Here is a 26,306-nt window from a genome sequence, read left to right on the forward strand (position 1 = left end):
CTATGTCCCCCGGCGAAAGGAACCGCCATGCCGATCACGCTTGACGCCACCGCGCCCGATTTCGAGACCTGCTTTACAGACTTGCTGAGCGCCAAACGCGAGGACAGCCCCGATGTGGACGATATCGTCGCGGGCATCATCGCCGATGTGCGCGCCCGTGGGGACGCAGCGGTGATCGCCTTGACCGAGCGGTTCGACCGCCTGACGCTGACGCCGGAAACGCTGCGGTTTTCACCTCAAGAAATTGCGGCGCTGATCGGTCAAGTGCCGCAGGCAGAGCGTGACGCGTTGGACCTGGCCGCCAGCCGCATCCGCGCCTATCACGCGCGGCAGATGCCCGAGGATGCAAGCTGGACCGAAGAGAGCGGCGCAAGGCTGGGTTGGCGCTGGACTCCCGTTTCTGCGGCGGGTCTCTATGTGCCGGGCGGCTTGGCCTCTTACCCCTCATCCGTGCTGATGAATGCCATTCCCGCCAAGGTGGCTGGGGTCGAGCGGTTGGCCATCGTGGTGCCGACCCCCGATGGTAAGGCGAACCCGCTGGTTCTCTTGGCCGCGCAAATCGCGGGCGTGGATGAAATCTATCGCATCGGTGGCGCGCAGGCGATTGCCGCCCTTGCCTATGGCACCGAAACGATTGCCCCGGTGGACAAGATCACCGGCCCCGGCAACGCCTTTGTCGCCGCCGCCAAGCGGCGGGTGTTCGGCAAAGTCGGCATCGACATGATCGCCGGCCCCTCGGAAATCCTCGTGATTGCCGACCGGGGGCAAAACCCCGACTGGATCGCGCTCGACATGCTGAGCCAGGCAGAACATGACGAGAGCGCGCAGGCCATTCTGATCACCGACGATGCCGATTTGGCCGACGCGGTCAGCGCCGCCATCGACCGCCACCTTGAAACGCTCGAGCGCCGCGCCATTGCGGGGGCCAGCTGGCGCGACTATGGCGCGATTATTCTTGTCCCCGACATGGCCACAGCAGCAACGCTCTCGAACCGTATCGCGCCTGAACATCTGGAGCTTTGCGTCGCTGATCCTGACACCCTTTCCGAACAGATCACCCATGCCGGGGCGATCTTTCTGGGGGCTTGGACCCCGGAGGCGATTGGCGATTATGTGGGTGGGCCCAATCACGTCCTGCCCACGGCGCGCTCTGCCCGGTTCTCGTCCGGGCTGTCGGTGATGGATTTCCTCAAGCGCACGACACTGGCCAAGATGACGCCCGAAGCGCTGCGCGCTATCGGCCCCGCGGCCGAAACGCTGGCCATCTCCGAGAGCCTTGAAGCACATGGCCTTTCCGTGCGCGCGAGACTTGACCATCTGAACACTTAAAGCGGCGGTTTGACGCTTGCGAACTCGAAACGCACCCTTTCACCCGCGCCATCCGGACACTATAAGGGCAAACGCCCCAGACCCCGAGTCGCGGGGTTAATCATCGTTTTGAGCGACAGGGCACGGGCGCATATGTCTATATTTGATAGGATTCCCAGTCTGTTTTCATCAGACATGGCAATTGATTTGGGAACGGCGAATACGCTGGTCTATGTCAAAGGACGTGGCATCGTCCTTTCGGAACCGTCGGTTGTCGCTTATCACATCAAGGACGGTGTCCGCAAAGTGCTGGCCGTGGGCGAGGATGCCAAGCTCATGCTGGGTCGCACACCCGGCAGCATTGAGGCAATCCGGCCCATGCGCGAGGGCGTTATTGCCGACTTCGACACCGCCGAGGCGATGATCAAGCATTTCATCCGCAAGGTGCACAAGCGCTCGACCTTCTCCAAGCCCAAGATCATCGTCTGCGTACCCCATGGCGCGACGCCGGTGGAAAAACGCGCGATCCGGCAATCGGTGCTCTCTGCTGGCGCACGCCGGGCGGGCCTGATTGCGGAGCCGATCGCTGCGGCCATTGGGGCTGGCATGCCCATCACCGATCCCACCGGCAACATGGTGGTGGACATCGGCGGCGGCACGACCGAAGTCGCGGTTCTCAGCCTTGGCGATATCGTCTATGCCCGCTCGGTGCGGGTCGGTGGCGACCGCATGGACGAAGCGATCATCAACTATCTGCGTCGCCAGCAAAACCTGCTGGTGGGCGAATCCACCGCCGAGCGCATCAAGACCAGCATCGGCACGGCGCGCATGCCCGACGACGGGCGTGGCACTTCGATGCATGTGCGTGGTCGTGACCTGCTCAACGGCGTGCCCAAGGAAATCGAAATCAGTCAGGCACAGATCGCAGAAGCGCTCGCTGAACCGGTGCAACAGATCTGCGAGGCGGTGATGACGGCGCTTGAGGCCACTCCGCCGGATCTGGCAGCCGATATCGTCGACCGGGGCGTGATGCTGACCGGAGGTGGCGCTCTCTTGGGTGATCTCGATCTGGCGCTGCGCGAACAGACCGGGCTGGCCGTGTCCATCGCCGACGACAGTCTCAATTGCGTGGCCCTTGGCACCGGTAAGGCGCTCGAGTTTGAAAAGCAGTTGCGCCACGCGATTGACTACGACAGCTGAACCACCCACCTTTGTGTAGAAGGGGGATTCCGTGGCTAGGGACCGGGGACAAGGCGAAGATTACAGCGGTCCACTGAAGCGCCTGCTTCTGGGGGTTCTGCTGTTGTGCCTGCTTGGTATTTTTCTGATCTGGCGGATCGACAGCCCGCGCGTCGAGAGGTTCCGCGCGCAGGTCGTAGACCGGGTCGTCCCGTCGTTCGACTGGGCGATGGCGCCGGTCACGGGGGCGGTCAACATTCTGCGCGATTTCCAGAGCTATCAGCGGATGTACCAACAAAATCAGGATCTGCGCCGCGAATTGCAACAGATGAAGGCGTGGAAAGAGGCGGCCCTGCAACTCGAACAGGAAAACGCCCGCCTGCTCGATCTCAACAATGTGCAGCTCGATCCGCGTCTGACCTATGTCACCGGCGTGGTGATGGCGGACAGCGGCTCGCCCTTTCGGCAATCCGTGCTGATCAACGTAGGCGCACGCGATGGCATCATGGATGGCTGGGCGTCGATGGACGGTCTGGGGCTGGTTGGGCGAATCTCCGGCGTTGGACGCAACACCGCGCGGGTGATCCTGCTCACCGACACCTCGAGCCGTATCCCGGTCACGATCCAGCCGTCGGGACAGCGCGCGCTGATCATCGGCGATAACTCCATCGCGCCGGTGGTCGATTTCGTCGAAGCCCCGGATCAAGTGCGCCCGGGCGACCGCGTTTTGACCTCGGGCGATGGCGGAGTGTTTCCCGCTGGTCTTTTGGTCGGTCAACTGGCCGAAGATCCGGGCGGTCGTATGCGCGTCCGCATATCTGCCGACTACGAGCGACTAGAGTTCCTGCGCGTTCTGCGCAGCTATGAGAAAGAGCGGTTGACCGACCCCGGACAAGTGATCGCCCCCTTGATCCTACCCGGCACGGAGGGCCCTGCCATCCCGACCGATCCGGCAGAGGCTGCGGAGGCTGGCAATGGCTGATGCACTCGTGCCACGGTCTTGGGTCATGCGGGCGCTCTATCTCGTGCTTTGTATCACTCTGCTCTTTCTGCACCTCCTGCCGTTGGAGCATATGCCGCCGAAATGGGCCGGGCCGGATTTCGTGATGGCGCTGACCTTTGCCTGGGCGGTGCGTCGACCGGACTATGTTCCGGTGCTTCTGGTGGCCGTGGTGACACTCGGGTTGGATCTGATGTTGCAGCGACCGCCGGGACTCTGGGCCGCGCTGATGGTCATTGGTACACAGACCCTGCGCAATCGGGCGCCCTCGTTGCGCGATCTAACCTTTGCGGCGGAATGGGCTTCAGTCGCCAGCACCATGGTTCTGATCACCGTTGCCAACCGGGTTATTTTGGCGCTTCTCATGGTGGATCAGGCCCCTTTGGGTCTCAGCCTGATGCAACTCCTGTCAACATTGGTCGCATACCCGGCCATGGCTATCCTGTCACATGTCTTGTTGGGTGTGCGCAAGCGCGCGCCCGGCGATCTTGATACGGCGGGGCCGCGCCTATGAGACGCCCGCCCCGCGACACCGCAGAGAGCCAGCGACGGATCACCCGGCGCGGTCTGGTCGTGGGTGGGCTGCAATTGGGCGTGATGGGCGCGCTCGCGCTGCGCATGCGCTATATGCAGCTTGAACAGGCCGATCAGTTCCGCCTTTTGGCCGATGAAAACCGTATCAACGTTCAGCTCATTCCCCCAACGCGCGGTCGCATTTTTGACCGCGAAGGACGGGTCATTGCCGAAAACGTGCCCAGCTACCGGATCACCATGATCCGAGAACAGGCCCGCGACGTGGACGAAATCATAGCCCGACTTGCCCGACTGGTCGAACTGGATCCGGGCGAGTTGGAAAAGGCCCGGCGTGAATTGACGGAACTGCGCGGCGATACCCCCGTGACGGTCGCTGACCGCGTCACTTGGGAGGAGATCAGCCGCGTCGCGGTCAACGCGCCCGCTCTGCCGGGGGTGCATCCCGAAGTCGGTCTTTCGCGCCGCTATCCGCTGCGGGGCGATCATGCGCATGTGGTCGGGTATGTCGGCCCGGTCAGCGACCGTGATCTCGAACGGATTGACGCGCCGGAACAACTCTTGCGGCTGCCCCGCTTTCAGATTGGCAAGATCGGCCTCGAGGCGCAGCACGAGAACCTGTTGCGCGGCTCTGCTGGGACACGACGTGTCGAGGTCAACGCCGCAGGGCGCGTGATGCGCGAACTTGACCGTCAGGAGGGGCAGCCGGGGGCAGACATCCAACTGACACTGAACAACACATTGCAATCCTACGCCAACGCGCGCCTTGATGGAGAGAGCGCGGCGGTGGTGATGCTGGATTGCGAAACCGGTGACATCTTGGCTTGTGCCTCTTCCCCCAGTTACGATCCCAACCTCTTTGTGCGCGGCATCTCTGTGGCGGACTATCGCGCCCTGCTCGATGATCCTTACCGCCCGCTGCCCAACAAGGCGGTGCAGGGCATTTATCCTCCGGGGTCCACCTTCAAGATGGTGACGGCGCTTGCCGCGCTCGAGGCGGGGGATATGTCGCTTCAGGACACGGTCTATTGCCCCGGCCATCTGGAAATCAGTGGCCGCCGCTTTCACTGCTGGAAACGCGGCGGGCATGGCAACATGGATCTCCACCTGTCCCTCCGCGAAAGTTGCGACGTCTATTATTACGAACTCGCCTTGCGGACAGGGATCGAGAACATCAGCGCCATGGCCGAACGTCTGGGTCTTGGGGTGCAGTTTGACCTGCCAATGACCAGTGTAGCCAAGGGGTTGGCCCCGACGCGCGAATGGAAAGTGGCCAATCGTGGCGAGCCTTGGGTCGTGGGGGATAGCGCCAATGCCTCGATCGGGCAGGGTTTCGTGCTGGCCTCGCCACTGCAACTCGCGGTGATGACAGCACGTCTGGCCACCAGCCGGAGCGTGACGCCCCGTCTGGTCAAATCCATCGACGGGGTCGAACAGCCTTCTGGCCACGGTGAACCGATGGGCCTTAATGAAAACCTGCTGCGCGAGGTGCGCCGCGCGATGTTTGCCGTCACCAACAGCAATCGCGGCACCGCCTATCGCAGTCGCATTGTCGAAGATGCTTTTCGCATGGCAGGTAAGACCGGCACCAGTCAGGTGCGCAACATCTCGACCGGCGAACGCGCAACCGGCGTGCTCAGCAATAGTGCCCTGCCCCGCGAACAGCGCGATCACGCGCTCTTTGTCAGCTTTGCGCCCTTTGACGCCCCAAAATATGCCGTGGCGGTGGTGGTTGAACATGGCGGCGGGGGATCAACCGTCGCGGCGCCGATTGCCCGCGATGTCATCCTTCAGGCCCTATACGGCGAAGACCCGCCGCTCACCGCCTATCCCGAGGCCGACCGTCCCAATATCAAGGCCCTTCAGGAAAAGCTGCGCAATACCCGCCCGAGCCCCGATGCCGAAGACAGGGACCGCGCATGAGTTATCTCGAACACTCCATCAAGACCGCCCCGTCGGGCGCGCGCAAGATCCTCTATCTCAACTGGCCGCTTATCCTCTTGCTTTGCGCGGTCGCGGGGATCGGCTTTCTCATGCTTTACTCGGTTGCGGGGGGGAATTTGTCAGTCTGGGCCGAACCTCAGATGAAGCGATTTGCGCTCGGCCTCGCTGTGATGCTCGTCGTCGCCATGGTGCCAATCTGGTTCTGGCGCAATATGTCGCTTCTGGCCTATCTGATTTCAGTCGCCCTTCTGATCGCCGTCGCTCTGGTTGGGGTCGAGGGCAAGGGTGCGCAGCGGTGGATCGAACTTGGGTTCATGCGGCTGCAACCCTCGGAACTGGTCAAGATCACGCTCGTGATGCTATTGGCCGCCTATTACGATTGGCTGCCGATGTCGCGGGTGTCGCGGCCTGTATGGGTGCTCATTCCGGTGAGCTTGATCCTTACTCCAGTGGCCCTTGTGCTGCGCCAGCCCGATCTCGGCACGTCGATCCTGCTCTTGGCGGCGGGGGGGGTCATGATGTTTGTCGCAGGTGTGCATTGGGCCTATTTCGCAACCGTGATCCTTGCTGTGGTGGCTTTGATCTTTGCTGTGTTCGAAAGTCGCGGCACCGACTGGCAACTGCTTGAAAACTATCAGTATCGCCGGATCGACACCTTTCTCAATCCCGATAATGATCCGCTTGGCGCAGGCTATCACATCACCCAATCCAAGATCGCGCTCGGCTCTGGCGGTTGGACGGGCCGGGGCTTTATGCAGGGCACGCAATCGCGGCTCAACTTCCTGCCTGAGAAACATACAGACTTTATCTTTGTGACGCTGGCCGAGGAATTCGGCTTTATCGGCGGCGTTTCCATTCTGGGGCTTTATACGCTCATCCTGGTGTTCTGCGTCTCTGCGGCGTTCGGCAACAAGGACCGCTATTCGTCATTGCTCATTCTGGGGGTGGCGATGACATTCTTCCTGTTCTTCGCCGTTAATATGGCGATGGTCATGGGCCTGATGCCCGTGGTCGGCGTGCCGCTGCCGCTGGTCAGCTATGGCGGATCGGCGATGCTCGTGCTCATGGTAGGCTTTGGCCTTGTCCAGAGCGCCCATATCCACAAACCAAGGTAGGACTAATGACGCCCAATATCCTCTTTGCTGCTCGACCCGAGCAGTGGGACATCTATGAAAAGCCTTTGAAATCAGCCCTCTCCGAGGCGGGTGTCGCCGCGAACCTTGCACTCGATCTCGCGCCAGAAGACGTCGATTACATGGTCTATGCCCCCAACAGCGCGGTGCAGGATTTCACCCCCTATACCCGCCTCAAGGCCGTGTTGAACCTCTGGGCCGGGGTCGAGAATATCGTTGGAAATCAAACGCTAAAGGTGCCCTTGACGCGGATGGTCGATCATGGGCTGACGCAAGGGATGGTGGAATGGGTCACGGGCCATGTGCTGCGGCATCATCTGGGGATGGATGCGCATATCCTTGGGCAGGACGGGGTCTGGCGCAAGACGATCCCCCCTTTGGCCGAGGATCGCCCCGTTACGGTGCTGGGTCTGGGGGTGCTGGGACAGGCTTGCGCCAAGGCGTTGCGCGGTCTTGGGTTTCCGGTCACAGGCTGGGGGCGCAGTGCGCGCGAGGTGCCGGGGATCACCTGTCTCTCGGGCGATGACGGGCTGCGCGTGGCGCTGCAAACCGCTGAAATCCTTGTTCTTTTGCTACCGATGACGGCCGAGACCGAGAACCTGTTGAATGCCGAACGGCTGTCCTTGCTGCCCAAAGGGGCGATGATCGTGAACCCCGGACGCGGGCCGCTGATTGACGATGAGGCGCTTTTGGCTGCGTTGGACGCAGGGCATATCGGACATGCCACGCTGGATGTGTTCCGGGTGGAGCCGTTGCCGCCCGCACATCCCTATTGGGCGCATCCGCGCGTGACGGTGACGCCGCATATCGCCTCCGAAACGCGGCCCATCACGGCGGCGCGGGTGATCATCGAGAATGTCCGGCGCGGCGAGGCGGGAGAGCCGTTTTTGCATCTGGTGGATCGCACCAAGGGCTATTGAAACGGGATAACTATCTGAGAAGTGGCGGTTTATCCGGGTCAGAGCCGGGGGCCGCGCGCACCGATGGCCGAGGTGGTTCGGGCAGATCAAAGCGCAATCCGCAGTGTGCCAGACGTGCCGCGACCGGATCGGAGGCGGCAAAGAAGGCCACGTCGAGCGCTGCCGCCTCAAGGCCCGAAAAGATCAGAACCTCAGACACAGCGCGGGCGAGGGCCGCTTGCGCCTCTGGTTGGGCATCCACAAACCCTAAGAGATGCCCCCTCGCGCCCGTGTCATAGGTCACGCCGACCAGATAGGCGAGGTCTGCCAGCCCCGCCATGCTGGCCAACCGCGCGTCGAGCGCAAGCAAGAGGTTCTCTGGCAAGCCTTTGGGCGCGCTGAATTTTTCTGGTCGCGCCTCAATCTGTGTCGGGGCACCGCCCAAGGTTTCGGCCAGCCAATCCACCGCCTCGGGCGGGAGCAGGATCGACGAAGGGGCAACGTCAAGATTGACGCCAAGGCCCACCCCCTGCCCCGCCAGCATGGTCGCAATGCTGCGTCCGCTGAGCGCCGCATAGGGCACGATCCGGCCTGCGAATTGCGCCAAGCGGTCCTCTCGGTCGAACACGAGGACAAAGGAATGATCAGATAAATCAAACACTTCCGGGTCAAGCTGATCACTCTCTGCCTCAGATTTCAGCAAGAGGTATAGCTCGCTTGCCGCCAAGGTCTCGTAAAACCGCAGGCGGGCTGTGGCCTCGTCGGCTGTGCGCTCCATCGCGGCATGGGCGGCGTCGAGCGGGGTCAGGTCAGTCATGGATAACCCTTTGAATTTGTGCGCGTAATTCCGGCAGAACCTCGGCCTCGAACCACGGGTGTTTTCTGAGCCAAGCGGTATTGCGCCACGAGGGATGCGGCAAGGTGAAAATGCGTGGGGCATGGTCGCGCCATGCCTCCACGGTCTGGGTCACGCCGGTTTTGACGCCGAGGTGATATTTGTGGGCATAGCCACCCACGAGCACGGTTAATTTCACATTATCAAGGGCTTGCATCACACGAGCGTGCCATGTTTTGCCACAGATACGCGGCGGCGGCAGGTCCGATCCCTTGGCATCGTAGCCGGGAAAGCAAAAGGCCATCGGCACAATTGCAACACGGGATTTATCGTAGAATTCACAAGGGCTTAGCCCCAGCCAATTGCGCAAACGATCGCCGGAGGGATCATCAAATGGCTTGCCCGACTGATGCACCCGCAGCCCCGGTGCCTGCCCGGCGATCAAGAGGCGCGCCGAGGGTTGAAACCAGACCACCGGGCGGGGGGAATGCGCCGTCTCGCTGGCGGCGAAGCGGTCGGCACACAGACGGCAGGCGCGGATTTCCGAGGGTAGATCCGTCATGGCTTTGTGTACATGCGAGACACTTTGTACTCGGATTCGGTACGCATTTTGCACGCGCCCTTCATTGAAGGGTGACACCCGCCGCCGCCATCGCCGCCTCTGCCGTCGCCAGTGATCCGCCAAGGTCGATCCCCCGCGCCAGATCGCGCCTGACGGTGACACGGTAGCCCAGGCGGGCGGCATCAAGGGCCGAGTAGTTGACACAGAAGTCAGTGGCGAGGCCGACCATGGTGAGGTCCGTGATGCCGCGCGTTTGCAGATAGCCATGCAGCCCGGTGGGGGTCGTTTGGTCATTCTCGAAAAACGCCGAATAGCTGTCGATGGCGGGGTTGTAGCCTTTACGAAGGATGAGGTCCGCGCGCGTTGTGTTCAGCCCCGCGTGAAACGCCGCCCCCTCGCTGCCCTGAACGCAGTGATCGGGCCAGAGCACTTGGGGGCCATAGGGCATCTGGGTCATCTCATAGGGGGATTTACCGGGATGTGACGACGCAAATGAGGAATGGCCAGAGGGATGCCAATCCTGAGTCAGGATCACCGCGCCAAACGTCTCCATCACGGCGTTGATGCCCGACACGATCTGATCGCCGTCGGGTACGGCGAGCGCCCCACCGGGGCAAAAGTCATTTTGCAGGTCGATCACGAGTAGCGCGGATGTCATGGCAAGTCTCCTTTGCCCTATAGGGGTAGGCAGGGCGGGCCCTCGCGTCAATGGCGGCGGATTGTCCTCTTGCGAGGGGGCGCGAGGGGGCGTAAGCCGCGCGCCATGTACAAGATTGCAGCGCTTTATCATTTCACCCGGTTCGACGACCCCGCCGCCGTGCAGGGGCCGCTACAAGCCCTGTGTGACGCCGAAAAGATCAGCGGATCGCTCTTGCTGGCGCGCGAGGGGATCAATGGCACGATTGCCGGGCCTGCGGCGGGGATTGCCGCCGTTTTGGCGCATATCCGCGCGCTGCCCGGCTGTGACGGTCTGGAGTGGAAAGAGAGCGAAAGCGCCGCGCAACCGTTTCGCCGAATGAAGGTGCGGCTCAAGAAAGAGATCGTGACCATGGGGCAGCCCGATGTCGACCCGCGTGCGCGGGTCGGGCATTATGTTGAGCCTGCCGCGTGGAATGATCTGATCCGCAGCCCCGATGTGGCGGTGATCGACACGCGCAATGATTACGAGGTAGCGATTGGCACCTTTGAAGGCGCTGTCGATCCGCAGACTGCGACATTCCGCGATTTCCCGGCGTGGTGGGAGGAAAACAAGCATCGCTTTCACAACAAGCGGATTGCGATGTTCTGCACCGGGGGCATTCGCTGTGAGAAATCCACCAACTACCTGTTGGGGCAAGGGGTTGAGGAGGTCTATCACCTCAAGGGTGGTATTCTGAAATATCTCGAAGAGGTGCCTGCGGATCAGAGCACATGGCAGGGCGAATGCTTTGTCTTTGATGCTCGGGTGTCGGTCGGCCATGGGCTCAAACAGGGGCCGCATCGGTTATGTCATGCCTGCCGCCGCCCGATCCTGCCCGGCGATATGGGGCGGCCCGAGTATGAAGAGGGCGTCGCCTGTCATCAGTGCGTGGACGAGACGAGCGCAGAGGACAAGGCCCGGTTTCGCGAGCGGCAAAAGCAGATGGCCTTGGCCGAGGCGCGGGGCGCGCGGCATATCAAGATCGTTCACGAGGGGTAAGAGATAGGGGCTGTTGGTTGCCACATGTGGCAAGCCGTGCGGTCGCTGGGCCGGGGACTAGCGAAGCTACGGCGGCAACTGGCACTTTATCCCAGCAAAGCCCGCATAACCTCTAAATGTTGCGCGACTTGTCCAAATCGCTAGGCCGCGGGACGGCCCAGCGATCGCGCGGCGGCGCGTTCCGCGCCTTGATTCCGCGCGGGGCTAAATTTACGCCCCCCTACTCCTTTTGCCCAATCCTCGGCTCTGTCCCCGCCTTGATCCGGGCGATATTGCTGCGGTGCCGCCAAAAGATCAGCAACGACAGCACGAAGGCCAGCATCATTCCCGCGCTATAGCCCAGCACCACCATCCAGCCGGTCGAGAGCGCCGCCGCCATGATCGCGGCCTTGGATGACACCCGCGTGACCAGCGCCGTTACCAGCCATATGGCACAGCTTGCCAGCCCCACCGGCCACGCCAGCGCCAGAAGGATGCCAAGAAAGGTCGCCACCCCCTTGCCACCGCGAAAGCCAAGCCAGACCGGGTAGCAATGCCCCACGAATGACGCCAATGCCGCCAGCTGTGCTGCGTCCTCGCCGGCCATGGCCCGCGCCAAGAGAACAGCCACCGCCCCCTTGCCGCCATCGAGCAAAAGCGTCAGTGCCGCCGCCGTCTTGTTGCCGGTGCGCAGCACATTGGTGGCCCCGATATTGCCCGATCCGATCTCGCGCAGGTTGCCAAGGCCCATGACCCGCGCCAGCACCATGCCAAAGGGGATGGAGCCCAGAAGATAGCCGATCACGGCCCAGAGCAGGAGCAGGGTTGTGGTGGTCTCGATCAGGGGCATGTGTCGGCCTCAAATACGCGGGTGCCTGCGACATAGGTCGCGCAAACCTTACCCTGCAGGCGCGCGCCGTCAAAGGGGGTGTTCTTGGATTTCGATCTGAGCGCGAAGCGGTCCAGCACAAAGGGCTTCATCGGATCAAACAGCACCAGATCGGCAGGCGCGCCAACGGCCAACCGCCCCGAGGCCAATCCCAGCCGCTTTGCAGGGTTGAGCGACATCGCCCGGAACAGCGTCGGCAGATCAAGCGCCTCGGCGTGATAGAGCCGCAGCGCGACGGGCAACAGCGTCTCGAGCGCCACAGCGCCGCTTGCCGCCTCTTCAAACGGCAGGCGTTTGGATTCCTCATCCTGCGGCGTGTGCATCGAACTGATGATGTCGATCAGCCCCTCGCGCAGCGCTTCGATCACGGCCTGACGGTCATCCTCGGATCTGAGCGGCGGCTTGACCTTGAAGAAGGTGCGGTAGTCCGAGACATCCAGCTCATTGAGCGTCAGGTGATGGATCGACGTGCCCGCCGTGATATCAAGCCCGTTCTTCTTGGCCCGCGCCAGCGCGGGCAGCGCGCGGGCGGTGGTGATCTGATCGGCGTGATAGCGCGCGCCGGTCATTTCCAAAAGGGCTATGTCACGGTCCAGCCCCATCCGCTCGGCCATGGGCGACACGGCGGGTAGACCCCGGAGCGAGGCGAACTTGCCAGAGGTTGCCGCCGCCCCGGCGCTCAGGCCGGGGTCTTGGGGATGGCCAATCACCAGCGCGCCAAGCGAGCGGGCATAGGTCAGCGCGCGGCTCAGCACCTTGGTGTCGGTCACCACATGGTCGCAATCGGTAAAGGCCACCGCCCCCGCATCCATGAGAAAGCCGATTTCGGTCATCTCGCGGCCCTGCCGCCCCTTGGTCAGCGCCGCCATCACGAGCACATTGACGGGGGCCGCCTCATTGGCGCGGCGGGCGACAAATTCCAGCACTTCGGGGCTGTCGATGGCGGGGGATGTATCGGGGCGGGTGACCATGGTGGTGACCCCGCCCGCCGCCGCCGCGAGGCCCGCAGAGCGGTAGCTTTCCTTGTGCCGCTCGCCCGGCTCGCAGACCTTGACGCCGATATCGACGATACCGGGGGCAAGGCAATGGCCGCCGCAGTCGATCACGGCCTCGGCCTGCGGTGCGGCACCCGTGCCGCGCGCGGCAATCACGCCCTTGTCGATCAGGAGCCAGCCGAGGGCATCCGTCCCCGCCTCGGGGTCAATCAGGCGGGCATTGGTGAAAAGGGTTTGGGTCATACTGTTACTTTCTTTCGGCTTTGGCACTGTTCATCCCGCCACCCAGACCATCACCACCGTCAGCGCCGCGATCACCAGCAGTGCTGCCATCGCGACTTTGCCGGACATGCGTGGGTCTTTCGGTTCCTGCATCCTGCCCTCTTACACTCCTGCGGCGGCGCGTATCCGCGCCTCGGTGCCTGCGCGGTCAGCTTGATATTTGATCAGGTGCTTGTCGCCTGCGGCGGTGATCACCTGCACAGCACTGCCAAGCCCGCGCACCGTTTTAATCTCTGCAAGACGCACCGCGCGGGTTTGCGGGCCGAGTAGGCGCCGGTCTGTCAGATCCCAGCGCGCCTTGAGCTCATCGGAGGCCACGTAAAAGCCGCGCACGGCAATCGCCGCAAGGCCGCCCACCGCCCCGGTCCAGGCATGCGGATTGCCGATCGCCCAGAGGATGCCCATGCCAAGCGCCATCGCCCCGGCGGCAAGCCAGGCGTGATCGCGCCAATAGGCGCTGCGGTCGGGGTGAAAGCTATGCATCACGCGTTCGCCAAGATCGAGCGGTGTTGTGGGTGTCATGGAATGGATGAGATCGCCGATCACAGCTTGACCGCCAGACCGATGGCCACCGCCGCCCCGATGGCCAGGAGGGCCAGCGCCGCAAAGGCCATCAGCCGAAGACGCCCTGCGCCGCGCGGACGGGCATTGGCGCGGGCGCTGACCACACCCTCGGCACCGCCGCTGGGCAGCGGGGCAAAGCGCGCGGGGGGGGCCGTATCCTCGGAAAACCGGCCAATCAGGCGCAGCGGCGCACGTGGGCGCATTTCGAGGGCGCGACCTTCAAAGGCGCGGGACGGCAGGATCAGAACTCGGCCCTTCAGCCCGTTCAACTGTCCGCGCATCGGGCCAAGGTCGCCTGCGGCGATGCCATGCCCCTCGGCCAGATAGTCCGACAGGGTCATGCTCTGCAAATCCTCAAGATCGAAGAGTTCGATTTCCGAGGTTTTCAACTCTCCCGCGCCCAGAGCTTGGAGAATGGCCTCATCGGCATGGGGTTTGGCGCGGTCCTCGTCCACGGCAAAGACGCGCACCACATGGGCCTCTCCCGCCGGGATCTGCAGCCGCGTGCTCATGCCGCTGCCGCCCGACGTGCGCGCAGATTGCGCGCGAGCAGGTCCATTGCCGCCATGCGCACCGCGACGCCCATCTCGACCTGATCCTGAATGACCGAGCGGTTGATGTCATCGGCAATCTCGCCGTCGATCTCGACGCCGCGATTCATCGGGCCGGGATGCATGACGATGGCATCGGGCTTGGCATGGGCCAGCTTTTCAGCATCGAGCCCGTAGCGGTGGTAATATTCGCGCTCCGACGGGATGAACCCGCCGTCCATGCGTTCCTTTTGCAGCCTTAGCATCATCACGACATCCGCGCCCTCCAGCCCGCGGCGCATGTCATCATAGACCTCGACGCCAAAGGCGTCGATGCCTGTGGGCATGAGCGTGGGCGGGCCGATCAGGCGTATGCGGTTCTCCATCCGGCCCAAGAGCAGGATATTCGAGCGCGCCACGCGGCTATGGGCGATGTCGCCACAGATGGCCACGGTCAGCCGGTGCAACCGCCCCTTGGCGCGGCGGATGGTCAGCGCATCCAAGAGTGCCTGGGTGGGATGTTCGTGCCGCCCGTCGCCCGCATTGAGCACCGCACAGCGCACCTTTTGCGCCAAGAGGTCCACCGCGCCGGAGTGGGGATGCCGCACCACCAGCAGGTCGGGGTGCATGGCGTTGAGCGTGAGCGCGGTATCAATCAGGGTTTCGCCCTTTTTGAGGCTCGAGGCCTGCATTGCCATATTCATCACATCCGCGCCCAGACGCTTGCCTGCCAGCTCGAAACTGGCCTGCGTGCGGGTGGAATTCTCGAAGAACATGTTGATCTGCGTGAGCCCCGCCAGCACATCGCCATGTTTCGTGGCGCTGCGGTTGAGGGTCACGTAATCCTCGGCCAGATCGAGAATCGCGGTGATATCCGCCGGGGACAGCGGCTCGATCCCCAAGAGATGCGCGTGTGGAAATGTCATGCCGCCCTCCGAGCCGGTTCATCCCGCTTTGTAAGACCGCTGGTGCCGCAGGGCAAGGCGGGGTTTGCGCCTGGGCGTTTGGCGTTCATCGTTCTGCAAATACTCAAATCCGCGCTGGATCGCGGGCGCGCCATCATGGCTCTTTCACCGGGGCGCGCCACGGGGTAGCGTCACGCGCATGGAATCAACGCTCCGCCCCCATGATGCGCTGGCCAGTCTGGTCTGGCAGATCGAGCTTGGCGCGACCGAGGCGATCTGTGATGCGCCGATCAATCGCTATGACTTGCCGGACAAGGTCGCCAAGCCCGCCGCCGCGCCCAAGGCTGAGGGGCGGCCCGCCGCGCCGGTGGCCCCCGAGAGCAGCGATCCGGTGGCTGTGGCGCGCGCCTCTGCCACGGCAGCCCCGGACCGGGACGCGCTGCGCGCTGCGCTGGGGGCCTATCCGCATTGCGACCTCAAGCGTGGCGCACGCAATCTGGTGTTCTGTGATGGCAACCCGGCCGCGCGGGTGATGATCATCGGCGAGGCACCGGGGCGGGACGAGGATCTGCAAGGCTTGCCCTTTGTGGGTCGTGCCGGGCAGCTTCTGGACCGGATGCTGGCGGCTATCGGCCTGACGCGCGGGGCCGACGCGCCGCAAGAGGCGGTCTATATCACCAATGTCCTGCCGTGGCGCCCGCCGCAAAACCGCGACCCAAGCACCGAGGAAATCGCCATGATGCGCCCCTTCGTGGCACGGCATGTGGATCTGATCGCGCCGGATCTCATCGTGCTGATGGGCAATATCAGCTGTGATGCAGGTCTCGGCAAACGCGGCATCACCCGGCTGCGCGGCACATGGGCCGAGGCCTATGGCAAGCCCGCGCTGCCAATGTTTCATCCGGCCTATCTCTTGCGCACGCCTGCGGCCAAGCGCGAGGCATGGGCCGATCTGCTGGCGCTCAAGGCGCGGCTGCGCGAGGCGACAAAATGATCGTTGATCCGTTGATGCTCTTGGCTTTTGTTCCCGCTGGTCTGGCGCTCAATCTTACGCCCGGTGCGGATATGATGTTCTGCCTTGGTCTGGGTCTGCGCGCAGGGCCGCGCCCGGCGCTGGCGGCGAGTGCCGGGATTTCGGCGGGAGGCATGGTACATGTGACGCTGGCGGGATTGGGGCTGGCGGCGGCCATCGCCGCGCAGCCGGTGGTTCTGGATGTGATCCGCTGGCTCGGGGTAAGCTATCTCTTGTGGCTGGCTTGGGGGGCGCTGCGCATGGCGCCATTGCGCCCGGATGCGCCGGTGCTGAGTGTTGGGCGCGCGTTTCGCGAAGGGGTGCTGGTCAATCTCCTCAATCCCAAGGTCATTCTCTTTGTGCTGGCCTTTGTGCCGCAATTCATTGATCCCACACGCGCCATCCTGCCGCAGTTCCTGATCTTTGGGCTCGTGCTGGCCGTCGGCGGGTTTGTCATAAACGGCGCGGTCGGGGTTTTTGCCGGGGGGCTGGGCCGCCGTCTGACGACCTCGCCGCGTTTCGCGCGCGGCTTGGGTATTGCCTCGGCCACGATCTTTGCCGCGCTGGCGGCCCGCCTCGCCCTCATGCAAAGGAGCTGACCCCATGTCGCGTATCGACGAGACCAAGGAGTTCATCCCGGTGCGGATTGCGGTGCTGACCGTCTCCGACAGCCGCGACATGTCCGATGACCGCTCGGGCGATACGCTGGTCGCGCGGATCGAGGACGCGGGGCATATTCTGGCGGATCGCATGATCGTGCGCGACGAGCGGGATCAGGTGGCCGAGCAATTGCGCGAATGGATAGCCAATCCAGAGGTGGATGTGGTGATTTCCACGGGCGGCACCGGCCTGACGGGGCGCGATGTGACCGTCGAGGCACATCGCGATGTCTATGAGAAAGAGATCGACGCCTTTGGCACGGTCTTTACCATCGTGTCGATGCAGAAGATCGGCACCTCGGCGGTGCAGAGCCGCGCCACGGGTGGCGTCGCGGGGGGCACCTATCTCTTTGCGCTGCCCGGCAGTCCGGGGGCCTGCAAGGATGCCTGGGACGAGATCCTGAAATATCAGCTCGATTATCGGCACCGGCCCTGCAACTTTGTGGAAATCATGCCGCGGCTTGACGAGCACAAGCGCCGGAAGTGACGCGCGGCGGCGTTGGACCCTCGTATCCGGCTTGGCATTCGGCCCGCCGGGGTTACATTACAAGGGGTCAGTCGGCCAACCGGGCCGGCCCAAGAGGTTGCGCATCATGCGGTTTCTGCGTCAGGGTCTGATCGGGCTCTTTCTGGTCTCATTGACCTTGGGGCTTTTGGCCTATGCCGGGCAGACCGTGGTCAGTGCGGTGCAAGAGCGCATGGCACGCGAGGTGCGCGTGCCCGAGCGCAAGGAACGCGCCTTTGCCGTGCGGACGGTGCGCGCCGTTGAGACCGAGATTACCCCCACCCTGACCGCCTTTGGCCAGATCGAGAGCCGTCGCACGCTGGAAATCCGCGCGCAGGCGACCGGGGTGATCACCGAGTTGGCGCCTGAGTTCATTGAAGGCGGCATTGTGCGCGCCGGACAGTTTCTGGCGCGGATCGACCCCGCCGATGCCCAGAGCGCATTGGACCGCGCACGCACCGACCTGATGGATACCCGCGCCGAGGCGCGCGAGGCGGCGCGGGCGCTGGATCTCGCGCGCGATGAATTGGCCGCACGGCGCGAGCAGGCCGAGATTCAGGACCGCGCCTTGGCGCGGCAACGTGATCTAGAGGCACGGGGCGTGGGTACGCTCACGGCTGTGGAGAGCGCCGAGTTCAACGTGGTGCAGGCGCGGCAGACGGTGCTGGCCAGCCGTCAGGCGCTGGCGCTCGCGGAGGCGCGCATTGATCAGGCCGCCACCGCCACCGCCCGCGCCGACCTGGCGCTGTCCGAGGCCGAGCGGCGGCTGGCTGAAACGCGCATCACCGCAGGATTCACCGGCACGCTGAGCGAGGTGAGCGTGGTTGAAGGCCGTCTGGTGGCCGCCAATGAACAACTGGCGCAACTGGTGGATGGGGCAGCACTGGAAGTGGCGTTTCGGGTTTCCACCGTGCAATATGCGCGGCTCTTGGATGCGGGCGGCGGGTTGATCGACGCACCGGTCAGGGTGGCGCTTGATACCGGCGGGCTGGACCTGAGCGCTGTGGGGCGGATCACGCGGCAATCCGCGACTTTGGCCGAAGGTGAAAGCGGGCGATTGGTCTTTGCCACGCTGGACACTGCCCCCGCGATGAAGCCCGGCGATTTCGTGACTGTGACCGTCGAGGAGCCGCCCCTTGCCGCCGCTATTCGCCTGCCTGCCACGGCGCTGGGGCCGGATGGCCGGGTGCTGGTGATTGGCGCGGACGAGCGGCTGGAAGCGGTCGAAGTTTCGCTCTTGCGGCGGCAGGGCAATGATATTCTGGTGCGCGGCGCAGGGTTAGCGGGGCGCGATGTGGTGGCCGAGCGCACGCCGGTTCTGGGCACGGGCATCAAGGTGCGCAAACTGGAGAGCGCCGAGGCCGCGCCAGAGGCCGACACCGTGACGCTCAGCCCGGATCGGCGCGCGCGCCTCATGGCCTATGTCGAGGCGAGCACCGATATGCCGGACGAGGCCAAGCGCCGGTTGCTGGCGCAGTTGGAGCAGCCCGAGGTCTCGTTGAGCACGGTGGAACGGCTGGAACGCCGGATCGGAGGCTGAGTAGCATGCCGGGCCTGATCTCATGGTTCACGCGGCACCGCACGGCGGCCAACCTGCTCTTGGTGCTGATGATCGCCTTGGGTCTGATGGCCTTGCCGCGTATGCGGGCGCAGTTCTTTCCCGATGTGGTGATCGACAATGTGAGCGTGTCGGTGGCCTGGGACGGTGCGAGCGCCGAGGATGTGGACGGGGCCATCGTGCAGGTGCTGGAACCGGCCCTATTGGCGGTGGAGGGGGTGGAGGCCGCGACCTCGCTCAGCCGTGAGAACAGCGCGCTGGTGACACTCGAATTCGAGCCGGGCTGGGATATGGGGCGTGCCGCCGACGAGGTGCAGGCGGCGCTCGATATCATCACCACCCTGCCAGACGAGGCCGATGAACCCGTCGTGCGGCGCGGTGCCTGGCGCGATCAGGTGACGGATGTGGTGATCACCGGCCCGGTCGGCACCGAGCAACTGGCGCGGCTGGCGGATGAGTTGGTGACAAGGCTCTTTGATGCGGGGGTCACGCGCACCACGATCGAGGGTGTGGCAGCCCCCGAAACCGTGATCGAGGTGCCGGGTCCGGCGCTCATTGCCAATGACATCACAATGGCCGAGATCGCCGCCGCCATTGCCGCCGAGATCACCGCCGATCCGGCCGGAAACATGACCGGGGCGAATGCCCGGCTGCGCACCGGCTCTGACAAGCGCAGCGCGCGCGACATTGCTGGCATTACCCTGCGGATTGCCCCCGATGGCAGCGCGCTGACGGTGGGTGAGGTGGCGCGGGTGCGGGTCCAAGGGGCGACGCGGGCGCTGGCCTATTACGTCGGCGATGCCCCGGCCATGAACGTCCGCGTGGACCGCTCGGCGCGGGGGGATGCGCTTGATATTCAGGCCAAGGTGCAGGCGGTGGCCGACCGCATGGCCGAAACCCTGCCCGAAGGGGTGAGCATTGACCTCATCCGCACACGCGCCGAGGCGATTTCGGGCCGGATCAAGATGCTCTTGGACAATGCGCTGACGGGTCTGGCGCTGGTGGTGGGGCTGCTCTTTCTATTTCTGAACGCGCGCACGGCGTTCTGGGTGGCGGCGGGGATTCCGGTCGCGATGCTGGCCGCGCTGGCGCTGATGTATGCGGCCGGCCTCACGCTCAACATGATTTCGCTGTTCGCGTTGATCATCACGCTGGGGATCGTGGTGGATGATGCCATCGTGGTGGGCGAACACGCCGATGCGCGGCACCGCAAGCTGGGCGAGCCGCCAATGGTCGCGGCAGAGCGCGCCGCCGGACGCATGGCACTGCCGGTTTTTGCCGCCACGCTAACCACGCTGATTGCATTTTTCGGGCTGGTGGTGATCGGCGGGCGGTTTGGCGATCTGATCTATGATATCCCCTTCACGGTGATCGCTGTTCTGGCCGCGAGCCTGATCGAGTGTTTCCTGATCCTGCCCAACCATATGGCGCATGCCTTGGCGCATTCGGCCAAGGTCCATTGGTATGACATCCCGAGCCGGGTGGTAAACCGGGGCTTTGGCGTGTTTCGCGACCGGGCCTTTCGCCCGCTGATCGGGCTGGTGATCCGGGCGCGCTATGTCGTGTTGGCGGCGGCGGTGCTGCTCTTGGCCACGCAGGTCGCGAGTTTTATGCGCGGCGATGTGACATGGCGGTTTTTCAACGCGCCGGAACAGGGCAGCGTGACGGGCAACTTCGCCATGCTGCCCGGGGCCACGCGCGACGATACGCTGGCGCAAATGCGCGCCTTGCAGCGCGCGGCCGAAGAGTTGGGCGCTGAATACGAGGCCGAGCATGGGGCAAACCCGCTGGCCTATGTGGTGGCGCAATTGGGGGGCGCTGCGGGGCGCGGCCTGTCGGGGTCGGACACCCGCGAGGCCGATCTCTTGGGCGGGATTTCCATTGAACTGATCGACGCCGATTTACGGCCCTACTCCAGTTTCGCCTTTGTCGCCGCTCTGCAAGAGCGGGTGGAGCAGCATCCGCTGACCGAGACGCTGAGCTTTCGCGGATCGCGGGCGGGGCCGGGTGGTGATGCGCTCGACATTCAACTCTACGGCGCGGCGGCGGATCAACTCAAATCCGCCGCTGAGGCGCTGAAAACAGCACTCGGGCGCTATCCCGAAGTGTCGGCGCTGGAGGACTCTCTGGCCTATGACAAGGCCGAGATGATCCTGGACCTTACTCCGCAGGGGGCGGCCCTTGGCTTTAGCATCGACGATCTTGGCCAGACCCTGCGCAACCGGGTGAACGGCATCGAGGCCGCGACCTATCCCGACGGCCCGCGCTCTGCCGAGGTGCGGGTGGAACTTCCCGAGGATGAACTGGCCGCCGACTTTCTCGAACGCATGCAGTTGCGCACGCCGACCGGGCAGTATGTGCCGCTGGCTGATGTGGTCAGCGTCGAGACACGCACCGGCTTTGCCTCGGTCCGGCGCGAGAACGGCCTGCGGCTGGTGACGGTGACGGGTGATATTTCCGAGGATGATCCGGCCCGCGCCGCCGAAATCGTGCAGGCGCTGGAAACCGAGATCCTGCCCGATGTCGCCGCGCGCTATCAGGTGGAATACCGCCTCGCGGGCCTCAGCGAACAAGAAGATGACTTTATGGCCGACGCGCGCCTTGGCCTGATTGCGACGCTCTTGGGGATTTATCTGGTGCTGTCGCTGGTCTTTGCGAGTTGGACCCGACCGATGGTGGTGATGGCAATTATCCCCTTTGGTCTGGTGGGCACGATCTGGGGTCATGCGCAATGGGATGTGCCGCTGTCGATGTTCACGGTGGTGGGATTGCTGGGCATGACCGGCATCATCATCAACGATTCCATCGTGCTGGTCACGTCGATTGACGAACATGCGGAATCGCGCGGGTTGGTCCCGGCCATCATCGAAGGCACCGCCGACCGGCTGCGCGCTGTGATTCTGACCACGCTGACGACGGTTCTGGGGCTGGCACCGCTGCTCTTTGAACGCTCGACTCAGGCGCAATTTCTCAAGCCGACGGTGATCACGCTGGTTTACGGTCTTGGGTTCGGGATGGTGCTGGTGCTGTTGGTGGTGCCGGCGCTCTTGGCCATCGGGCACGATCTCAGACGGCCTGTGACGGCGCTCAGACGGGGCTTGTGGCGCAGACGCGCGGGGCTGCAGGGCGTGTTTGGTGCCGGGCTCGCGATGGTGCTGGGCTGGTTCGGGGCCACGATGGGCTGGGTTCTGGTGACAGGGGATTTGCCGGCGCCGCTGGCGGCGCTGATGCCGCTGCCACCTATTGGCGCGGCGTTGGCGCTGTTTCTGATGGGCAGCGCGCTTGGCCTCTTGCTGGTCTATCTCGTCACAGCCTTGCGCCGCCCGCGCAGCGCCTGATCGCTCTTGCACAGGCGGCGTTGCAGCGCTACCCCTCTGCCCATGCGTATCATCCGCGATTACACCTATGTCACCGATGCCGACCGGGGCGCCAGCGCCGCCATCGGCAATTTCGATGGCGTGCATATCGGCCACCGTTCGGTGATTGAGCTGGCGCGCACGGCGGGGGAGCGCATTGGCGCGCCCTTGGGCATCCTGACCTTTGAGCCGCATCCGCGCGAGTATTTCGCCCCCGACGCACCGCCCTTTCGCCTGATGGGCCGCGAGGCGCGGGCGCATCGGCTGGAAAAGTTGGGCGTTGAGCGGCTCTATGAGATCAATTTCAACGCGGGTCTGGCGGCGCTCAGCCCGCGCGCCTTTGCGGAGACTGTGATCCGCGACGGTCTGGGCCTGCGTCATGTGGTGGTGGGCGCGGATTTCTGTTTTGGCAAGGGACGGGCGGGCAATGCCACGATGCTGCAAGAGTTCGGCGACGACATGGGGTTTGACGTGACCATCGCCACGCTCCTCGAGGGCGAGATTGGGCAAGTGTCGTCAACGGCGATCCGCGCTGCATTGAGCGAGGGCGCGCCGCGCGCCGCCGCTGCGATGCTGGGCCATTGGCACCGGATCGACGGGCCGGTGATTGGCGGCGAGCAGCGGGGCCGCACGCTCGGCTACCCGACTGCCAATATGTCGATCAAGGGGCTGCATCCGCCCAAGTTCGGCATATATGCCGTTCTGGTCGATGTGCTGGATGGGCCGCATAAGGGGCAATATCATGGCGCGGCCTCGCTTGGCGTGCGGCCGATGTTTCAGGGCGAAGAGGCCAATATCGAAACCTTCATCTTTGACTTCACCGGCGATCTCTATGGCGCAAACCTGTCGGTCGGGCTGATAGAATACCTGCGCCCCGAGGCGACATTCGACAGTCTGGAGGCGTTCATCGCGCAGATGGACGCCGATTGCGCCCGCGCCCGCGCCATTCTGGCCGCGCTATGAGCGATGCCATCAACCGCAGCGGATTACGCCCGCGTTATTGGGAAACCACGCGCCTTGACCGCATGACGCGCGCCGAATGGGAAGCGCTCTGCGATGGCTGCGGCAAATGCTGCATGAACAAGCTGGAGGATGAGGAAACCGGCGAGGTGGCCTTTACCCGCGTCGCCTGTCGCCTGTTTGACGATACCACCTGCCTCTGTGCGCAATACCCGATCCGGCATCAGTTTGTGCCCGAATGCATCACGCTCAAGCCGCATACGATCGAGAGCCATGCCTATTGGTTGCCGGAAACCTGCGCCTACAAGCTCTTGCATCTCGGCAAGCCGCTCTATCCCTGGCATCCGTTGATTTCCGGCGATCCAGCCAGCGTGCATGACGCAGGCGTGTCGATGCGGCACCGGACCCTGCCGGAATTCGAGGTGCCCGAGGACGATTGGGAAGATCACATCATCGAGGAGCCGCTCTGATGCAGTTCGCCTCTGACAATTCCGGCCCGGCCCTGCCCGCCGTCATGCAAGCGATGGCCGAGACCAATCGGGGTCATGCGCCCTCTTATGGCACAGAGGCGCAGATGGATGAGGTGCGCGACCGTCTGCGCGCGCTTTTTGAGGCACCGCAGGCCAGTGTCTATCTGGTAGCGACCGGCACGGCGGCCAATGCGCTGGCGCTGGCCACCCTCTCGGAGCCGTGGCAGACGGTGTTCTGCACGCCGCTTGCGCATATCCACACCGACGAATGCAACGCGCCCGAGTTTTTCACCGGCGGCGCCAAGCTGAGCCTTGTGGGTGCGGCGGACAAGATGACGCCCGAGGATCTGGCGCGCGCGATTGCGGTCTGGCCCGCCGGAGATGTGCACAATCCGCAGCATGGGCCGCTCGCCCTGACACAGGCGACCGAACGCGGGCGGATTTACACCTGCGCCGAGATTGCGGCCCTGACCCAAGTGGCGCGCGATCACGGGCTGCCCTGCTACATGGACGGCGCGCGCTTTGCCAATGCGGTGGCGGCCCTCGGCTGCACCCCTGCGGAAATGACATGGCGCGCCGGCATTGACGCGGTCAGCATGGGCGGCACCAAGAATGGCTGTCTGGGGGTCGAGGCGGTGATTTTCTTCAACCCCGAGAATGCCTGGGAGTTTGAGTTGCGGCGCAAGCGGTCGGCGCATCTGGTGTCAAAGCATCGGTATCTGTCGGCACAGATGCTGGGCTATCTGCGCGATAATCTGTGGCTGCGCACGGCGCAAGAGGCCAATGACCGCGCGGCGGTGCTGGAAGCCGGATTGCGCGCGGTGCCGGGGGCCGAGATGGTGTTTGCGCGCGACGTCAACATGATCTTTGCCCGCCTGCCCCGCGCCACGCATCAGCGCCTCAAGGCGGCGGGGGCGGCCTATGCGCTCTATGAGGGGCCTTTGGACGGCGGTGCGATGGATGAGCCGCTGATGGCGCGTTTCGTGTGCGATTGGTCCGTCACCGAGGATCAGATCGCGCGGTTTCTGGAGATTGCACAGGGTTAGGTCGCGGGCTGGGGTGGCACGAAGGCATTGGTGTGTTGCTGACGTTGCCCCGTGCAAGCCCGCGCGGAACAAGGCGCGAAGCGCCGCCGCGCGATCGCTTGGCCGTCCCGCGGCCTAGCGATTTTGAGAGGGCGTCTACCTCTTTGGAGTCATACGGATTTGGCTGACATTAAGCGGCATCCACGGCCGTTGCTTCGCTAGTCCCCGGCCCAGCAATCGCGCGGCTCGTCGTTTGGGGCAAATGTCAACATCAGGCACTCACCCCGCCCCTAGCCATCGCCCGGTTTGCGCCCGCGATCAGTGTCTCGGCCCCTTGGCTCGAGCGGAAATCCTGCACCACGCGCGCGCGCCCGGCCTCAGAGAGGCGTGCGCAGAGCGCGGGATCATCGGCAAGGGTGGCAATGGCCTCGGCCAGCCCCTGCGGCGATTTCGGCGACACCAAGAGCCCGCTTTCGCCCGGATCAATCAATTCCCGCACCCCGCCCGCATCCGTGCCGATGGTGGGCACGCCGCAGGCCATGGCCTCCATATAGGCGACGCCCAGCGGTTCATGCCAACTGGCCAATACGAACACATCCGCCGCCAGCAGATGCCGCCGCACCTCAGCCCCGCTGACAGCCCCCAAGAGCCGGGCATGCGCGCCCAGACCCAGCGCCTCAAGATGCGCTTGCAATTCAGCGCGATAGCCGGTGCCGCCTGCGTCATCCTCGCCCGCGATGTCCAACTGCACGTCGATGCCGCGATCCAAGAGCAGGCGCAGCGCCGAGAGCAAATCCTGATGCCCCTTGACCCGGTGCAACCGCCCACAGGAAAAGAGCCGCAGCGGCGCACCGGGTGCAGGTGGCAGATAGGGCGTGTCACGCTTGAAATCTTCGGTATCGACGCCCATCGGCTGTACCATCACATCGGCGGGCAGGTCGGGGCCAAGAACATCGCGCATTTCGGCCATGAGCCTATGGGTGATGATGGTCGCAAAGCTGGCATGCCGCCATTTGAACCCCTGACCGGGACCATAATCCGACAGCGCGCCATGCAGCGTGAGGCTATAGCTTGGCCCGCCCATCAGCCGCGCCAAGGCACAGATCAGCGCGGCACGCCCGCAGGAATGGGCATGCACATGACCAATCCCCCGCGCGCGGCAGTTCTGGATGAGCGCCCGCGCCGCAGGCAGGCAGATCAGCACATCCTTGAGGAATTCACCGCCCTGCCGTTCACGCAAGATGTCGGACCACGGCGCGCGCAAGAGACCCGTCAGCGCGTGACCGGGCGTGGGCCGCCCGAGATAGGTGGTGCGCGCGATGGCCGCGTCAGACCAGTCATGGGATACAAGACCGGGCGGCGGAGGTCGCGTGCTCAAGAGATGCGGCACCGCGCCCAAGCGCTCCAGATCCGCAATCTCGCGCCAGAAGAAGATATGCGTCTGGCCCGGAAACTGGGGCACAAGATAGCCAAGGTTCAGGGGATCAGGCATTTTCGGTTCCGCTTGCCGCCAGTTTGTCGGATAAGCTCTAGCATGCCGCGCAGGCT

General features: G+C 64.1%; 25 protein-coding genes. 16 read left to right on the forward strand and 9 right to left on the reverse strand.

Annotated elements, in window-relative coordinates; translation table 11 throughout:
* The first annotated feature begins 27 nt into the window (after positions 1 to 27).
* From hisD to ROS217_RS01345, 7 genes are all read left to right on the forward strand, one after another.
* A complete protein-coding gene (hisD, locus tag ROS217_RS01315) occupies positions 28 to 1,329 on the forward strand; it encodes a histidinol dehydrogenase (RefSeq protein WP_009815834.1) in 1,302 nt (433 codons plus the stop codon).
* Between the two features lie 132 nt (positions 1,330 to 1,461).
* Positions 1,462 to 2,508: a rod shape-determining protein gene (locus ROS217_RS01320; protein ID WP_037275078.1), complete on the forward strand. Its 1,047-nt coding sequence runs from the start codon at positions 1,462 to 1,464 to the stop codon at positions 2,506 to 2,508.
* A gap of 31 nt (positions 2,509 to 2,539) precedes the next feature.
* Positions 2,540 to 3,469 (forward strand): rod shape-determining protein MreC, encoded by a 930-nt coding sequence (gene mreC, locus ROS217_RS01325; RefSeq protein ID WP_040650284.1) that lies wholly within the window; start codon positions 2,540 to 2,542, stop codon positions 3,467 to 3,469.
* Entirely contained in the window at positions 3,462 to 4,001 is a 540-nt protein-coding gene (locus ROS217_RS01330; protein WP_009815837.1) for a hypothetical protein, read from the forward strand. The genes mreC and ROS217_RS01330 overlap by 8 nt, the downstream gene beginning before the upstream one ends.
* Positions 3,998 to 5,941: a penicillin-binding protein 2 gene (gene mrdA / locus ROS217_RS01335; protein WP_009815838.1), complete on the forward strand. Its 1,944-nt coding sequence runs from the start codon at positions 3,998 to 4,000 to the stop codon at positions 5,939 to 5,941. Before ROS217_RS01330 ends, mrdA begins: the two co-directional genes overlap by 4 nt.
* Positions 5,938 to 7,077 (forward strand): rod shape-determining protein RodA, encoded by a 1,140-nt coding sequence (rodA, locus tag ROS217_RS01340; protein WP_009815839.1) that lies wholly within the window; start codon positions 5,938 to 5,940, stop codon positions 7,075 to 7,077. The genes mrdA and rodA overlap by 4 nt, the downstream gene beginning before the upstream one ends.
* A 5-nt stretch (positions 7,078 to 7,082) precedes the next feature.
* A complete protein-coding gene (locus tag ROS217_RS01345; RefSeq protein WP_009815840.1) occupies positions 7,083 to 8,015 on the forward strand; it encodes a 2-hydroxyacid dehydrogenase in 933 nt (310 codons plus the stop codon).
* Positions 8,016 to 8,025: 10 nt separating this feature from the next.
* Here the strand turns inward: ROS217_RS01345 and ROS217_RS01350 are convergent, their stop codons facing one another.
* The 3 genes from ROS217_RS01350 to pncA all read right to left on the reverse strand — a co-directional run bounded on the left by ROS217_RS01350 (position 8,026) and on the right by pncA (position 10,049).
* Complete coding sequence (locus ROS217_RS01350) at positions 8,026 to 8,811, reverse strand: SseB family protein (RefSeq protein WP_009815841.1); 786 nt, start codon at positions 8,809 to 8,811, stop codon at positions 8,026 to 8,028.
* Positions 8,804 to 9,391, reverse strand: coding sequence for a uracil-DNA glycosylase family protein (locus tag ROS217_RS01355; RefSeq protein WP_009815842.1), 588 nt, complete (start codon positions 9,389 to 9,391; stop codon positions 8,804 to 8,806). Before ROS217_RS01355 ends, ROS217_RS01350 begins: the two co-directional genes overlap by 8 nt.
* Positions 9,392 to 9,452: 61 nt before the next feature.
* Positions 9,453 to 10,049 (reverse strand): bifunctional nicotinamidase/pyrazinamidase, encoded by a 597-nt coding sequence (gene pncA / locus ROS217_RS01360; RefSeq protein ID WP_009815843.1) that lies wholly within the window; start codon positions 10,047 to 10,049, stop codon positions 9,453 to 9,455.
* Between the two features lie 105 nt (positions 10,050 to 10,154).
* Between pncA and trhO the strand changes: the two genes are divergently transcribed.
* Positions 10,155 to 11,069, forward strand: a complete 915-nt coding sequence (gene trhO, locus ROS217_RS01365) for an oxygen-dependent tRNA uridine(34) hydroxylase TrhO (protein WP_009815844.1) — start codon at positions 10,155 to 10,157, stop codon at positions 11,067 to 11,069.
* 220 nt (positions 11,070 to 11,289) lie between these two features.
* Here the strand turns inward: trhO and plsY are convergent, their stop codons facing one another.
* The 5 genes from plsY to ROS217_RS01390 form a co-directional block, all read right to left on the reverse strand.
* Positions 11,290 to 11,898 (reverse strand): glycerol-3-phosphate 1-O-acyltransferase PlsY, encoded by a 609-nt coding sequence (gene plsY, locus ROS217_RS01370; RefSeq protein WP_009815845.1) that lies wholly within the window; start codon positions 11,896 to 11,898, stop codon positions 11,290 to 11,292.
* Positions 11,889 to 13,175, reverse strand: coding sequence for a dihydroorotase (gene pyrC / locus ROS217_RS01375; protein WP_009815846.1), 1,287 nt, complete (start codon positions 13,173 to 13,175; stop codon positions 11,889 to 11,891). Before pyrC ends, plsY begins: the two co-directional genes overlap by 10 nt.
* Before the next feature lie 141 nt (positions 13,176 to 13,316).
* On the reverse strand, positions 13,317 to 13,760 hold the full coding sequence (locus ROS217_RS01380; RefSeq protein ID WP_009815848.1) for a hypothetical protein: 444 nt from the start codon (positions 13,758 to 13,760) through the stop codon (positions 13,317 to 13,319).
* Entirely contained in the window at positions 13,757 to 14,290 is a 534-nt protein-coding gene (locus ROS217_RS01385) for a hypothetical protein (protein ID WP_009815849.1), read from the reverse strand. Before ROS217_RS01385 ends, ROS217_RS01380 begins: the two co-directional genes overlap by 4 nt.
* A complete protein-coding gene (locus tag ROS217_RS01390) occupies positions 14,287 to 15,234 on the reverse strand; it encodes an aspartate carbamoyltransferase catalytic subunit (RefSeq protein ID WP_009815850.1) in 948 nt (315 codons plus the stop codon). Before ROS217_RS01390 ends, ROS217_RS01385 begins: the two co-directional genes overlap by 4 nt.
* A gap of 178 nt (positions 15,235 to 15,412) precedes the next feature.
* On the opposite strand from ROS217_RS01390, the gene ROS217_RS01395 reads away from it, so the two are divergent.
* The 8 genes from ROS217_RS01395 (at position 15,413) to ROS217_RS01430 (ending at position 24,779) form a co-directional block, all read left to right on the forward strand.
* Entirely contained in the window at positions 15,413 to 16,207 is a 795-nt protein-coding gene (locus ROS217_RS01395) for a uracil-DNA glycosylase (protein ID WP_009815852.1), read from the forward strand.
* A complete protein-coding gene (locus ROS217_RS01400; RefSeq protein ID WP_009815853.1) occupies positions 16,204 to 16,824 on the forward strand; it encodes a LysE family translocator in 621 nt (206 codons plus the stop codon). The genes ROS217_RS01395 and ROS217_RS01400 overlap by 4 nt, the downstream gene beginning before the upstream one ends.
* A gap of 4 nt (positions 16,825 to 16,828) precedes the next feature.
* On the forward strand, positions 16,829 to 17,371 hold the full coding sequence (gene moaB, locus ROS217_RS01405) for a molybdenum cofactor biosynthesis protein B (protein WP_009815854.1): 543 nt from the start codon (positions 16,829 to 16,831) through the stop codon (positions 17,369 to 17,371).
* Between the two features lie 106 nt (positions 17,372 to 17,477).
* Entirely contained in the window at positions 17,478 to 18,929 is a 1,452-nt protein-coding gene (locus tag ROS217_RS01410; RefSeq protein ID WP_009815855.1) for an efflux RND transporter periplasmic adaptor subunit, read from the forward strand.
* Between the two features lie 5 nt (positions 18,930 to 18,934).
* On the forward strand, positions 18,935 to 22,285 hold the full coding sequence (locus ROS217_RS01415) for an efflux RND transporter permease subunit (protein ID WP_009815856.1): 3,351 nt from the start codon (positions 18,935 to 18,937) through the stop codon (positions 22,283 to 22,285).
* Positions 22,286 to 22,327: 42 nt separating this feature from the next.
* Positions 22,328 to 23,266: a bifunctional riboflavin kinase/FAD synthetase gene (locus ROS217_RS01420; protein WP_009815857.1), complete on the forward strand. Its 939-nt coding sequence runs from the start codon at positions 22,328 to 22,330 to the stop codon at positions 23,264 to 23,266.
* A complete protein-coding gene (locus ROS217_RS01425; RefSeq protein WP_009815858.1) occupies positions 23,263 to 23,733 on the forward strand; it encodes a YcgN family cysteine cluster protein in 471 nt (156 codons plus the stop codon). Before ROS217_RS01420 ends, ROS217_RS01425 begins: the two co-directional genes overlap by 4 nt.
* Positions 23,733 to 24,779, forward strand: coding sequence for a threonine aldolase family protein (locus tag ROS217_RS01430; RefSeq protein WP_009815859.1), 1,047 nt, complete (start codon positions 23,733 to 23,735; stop codon positions 24,777 to 24,779). The genes ROS217_RS01425 and ROS217_RS01430 overlap by 1 nt, the downstream gene beginning before the upstream one ends.
* Positions 24,780 to 25,029: 250 nt before the next feature.
* On the opposite strand, the gene epsE is transcribed toward ROS217_RS01430, so the two are convergent.
* Positions 25,030 to 26,250: an exopolysaccharide biosynthesis GT4 family glycosyltransferase EpsE gene (gene epsE / locus ROS217_RS01435; RefSeq protein WP_009815860.1), complete on the reverse strand. Its 1,221-nt coding sequence runs from the start codon at positions 26,248 to 26,250 to the stop codon at positions 25,030 to 25,032.
* Positions 26,251 to 26,306: the final 56 nt, after the last annotated feature.

This window comes from Roseovarius sp. 217 (assembly GCF_000152845.1).
Taxonomy (GTDB): Bacteria; Pseudomonadota; Alphaproteobacteria; order Rhodobacterales; family Rhodobacteraceae; genus Roseovarius.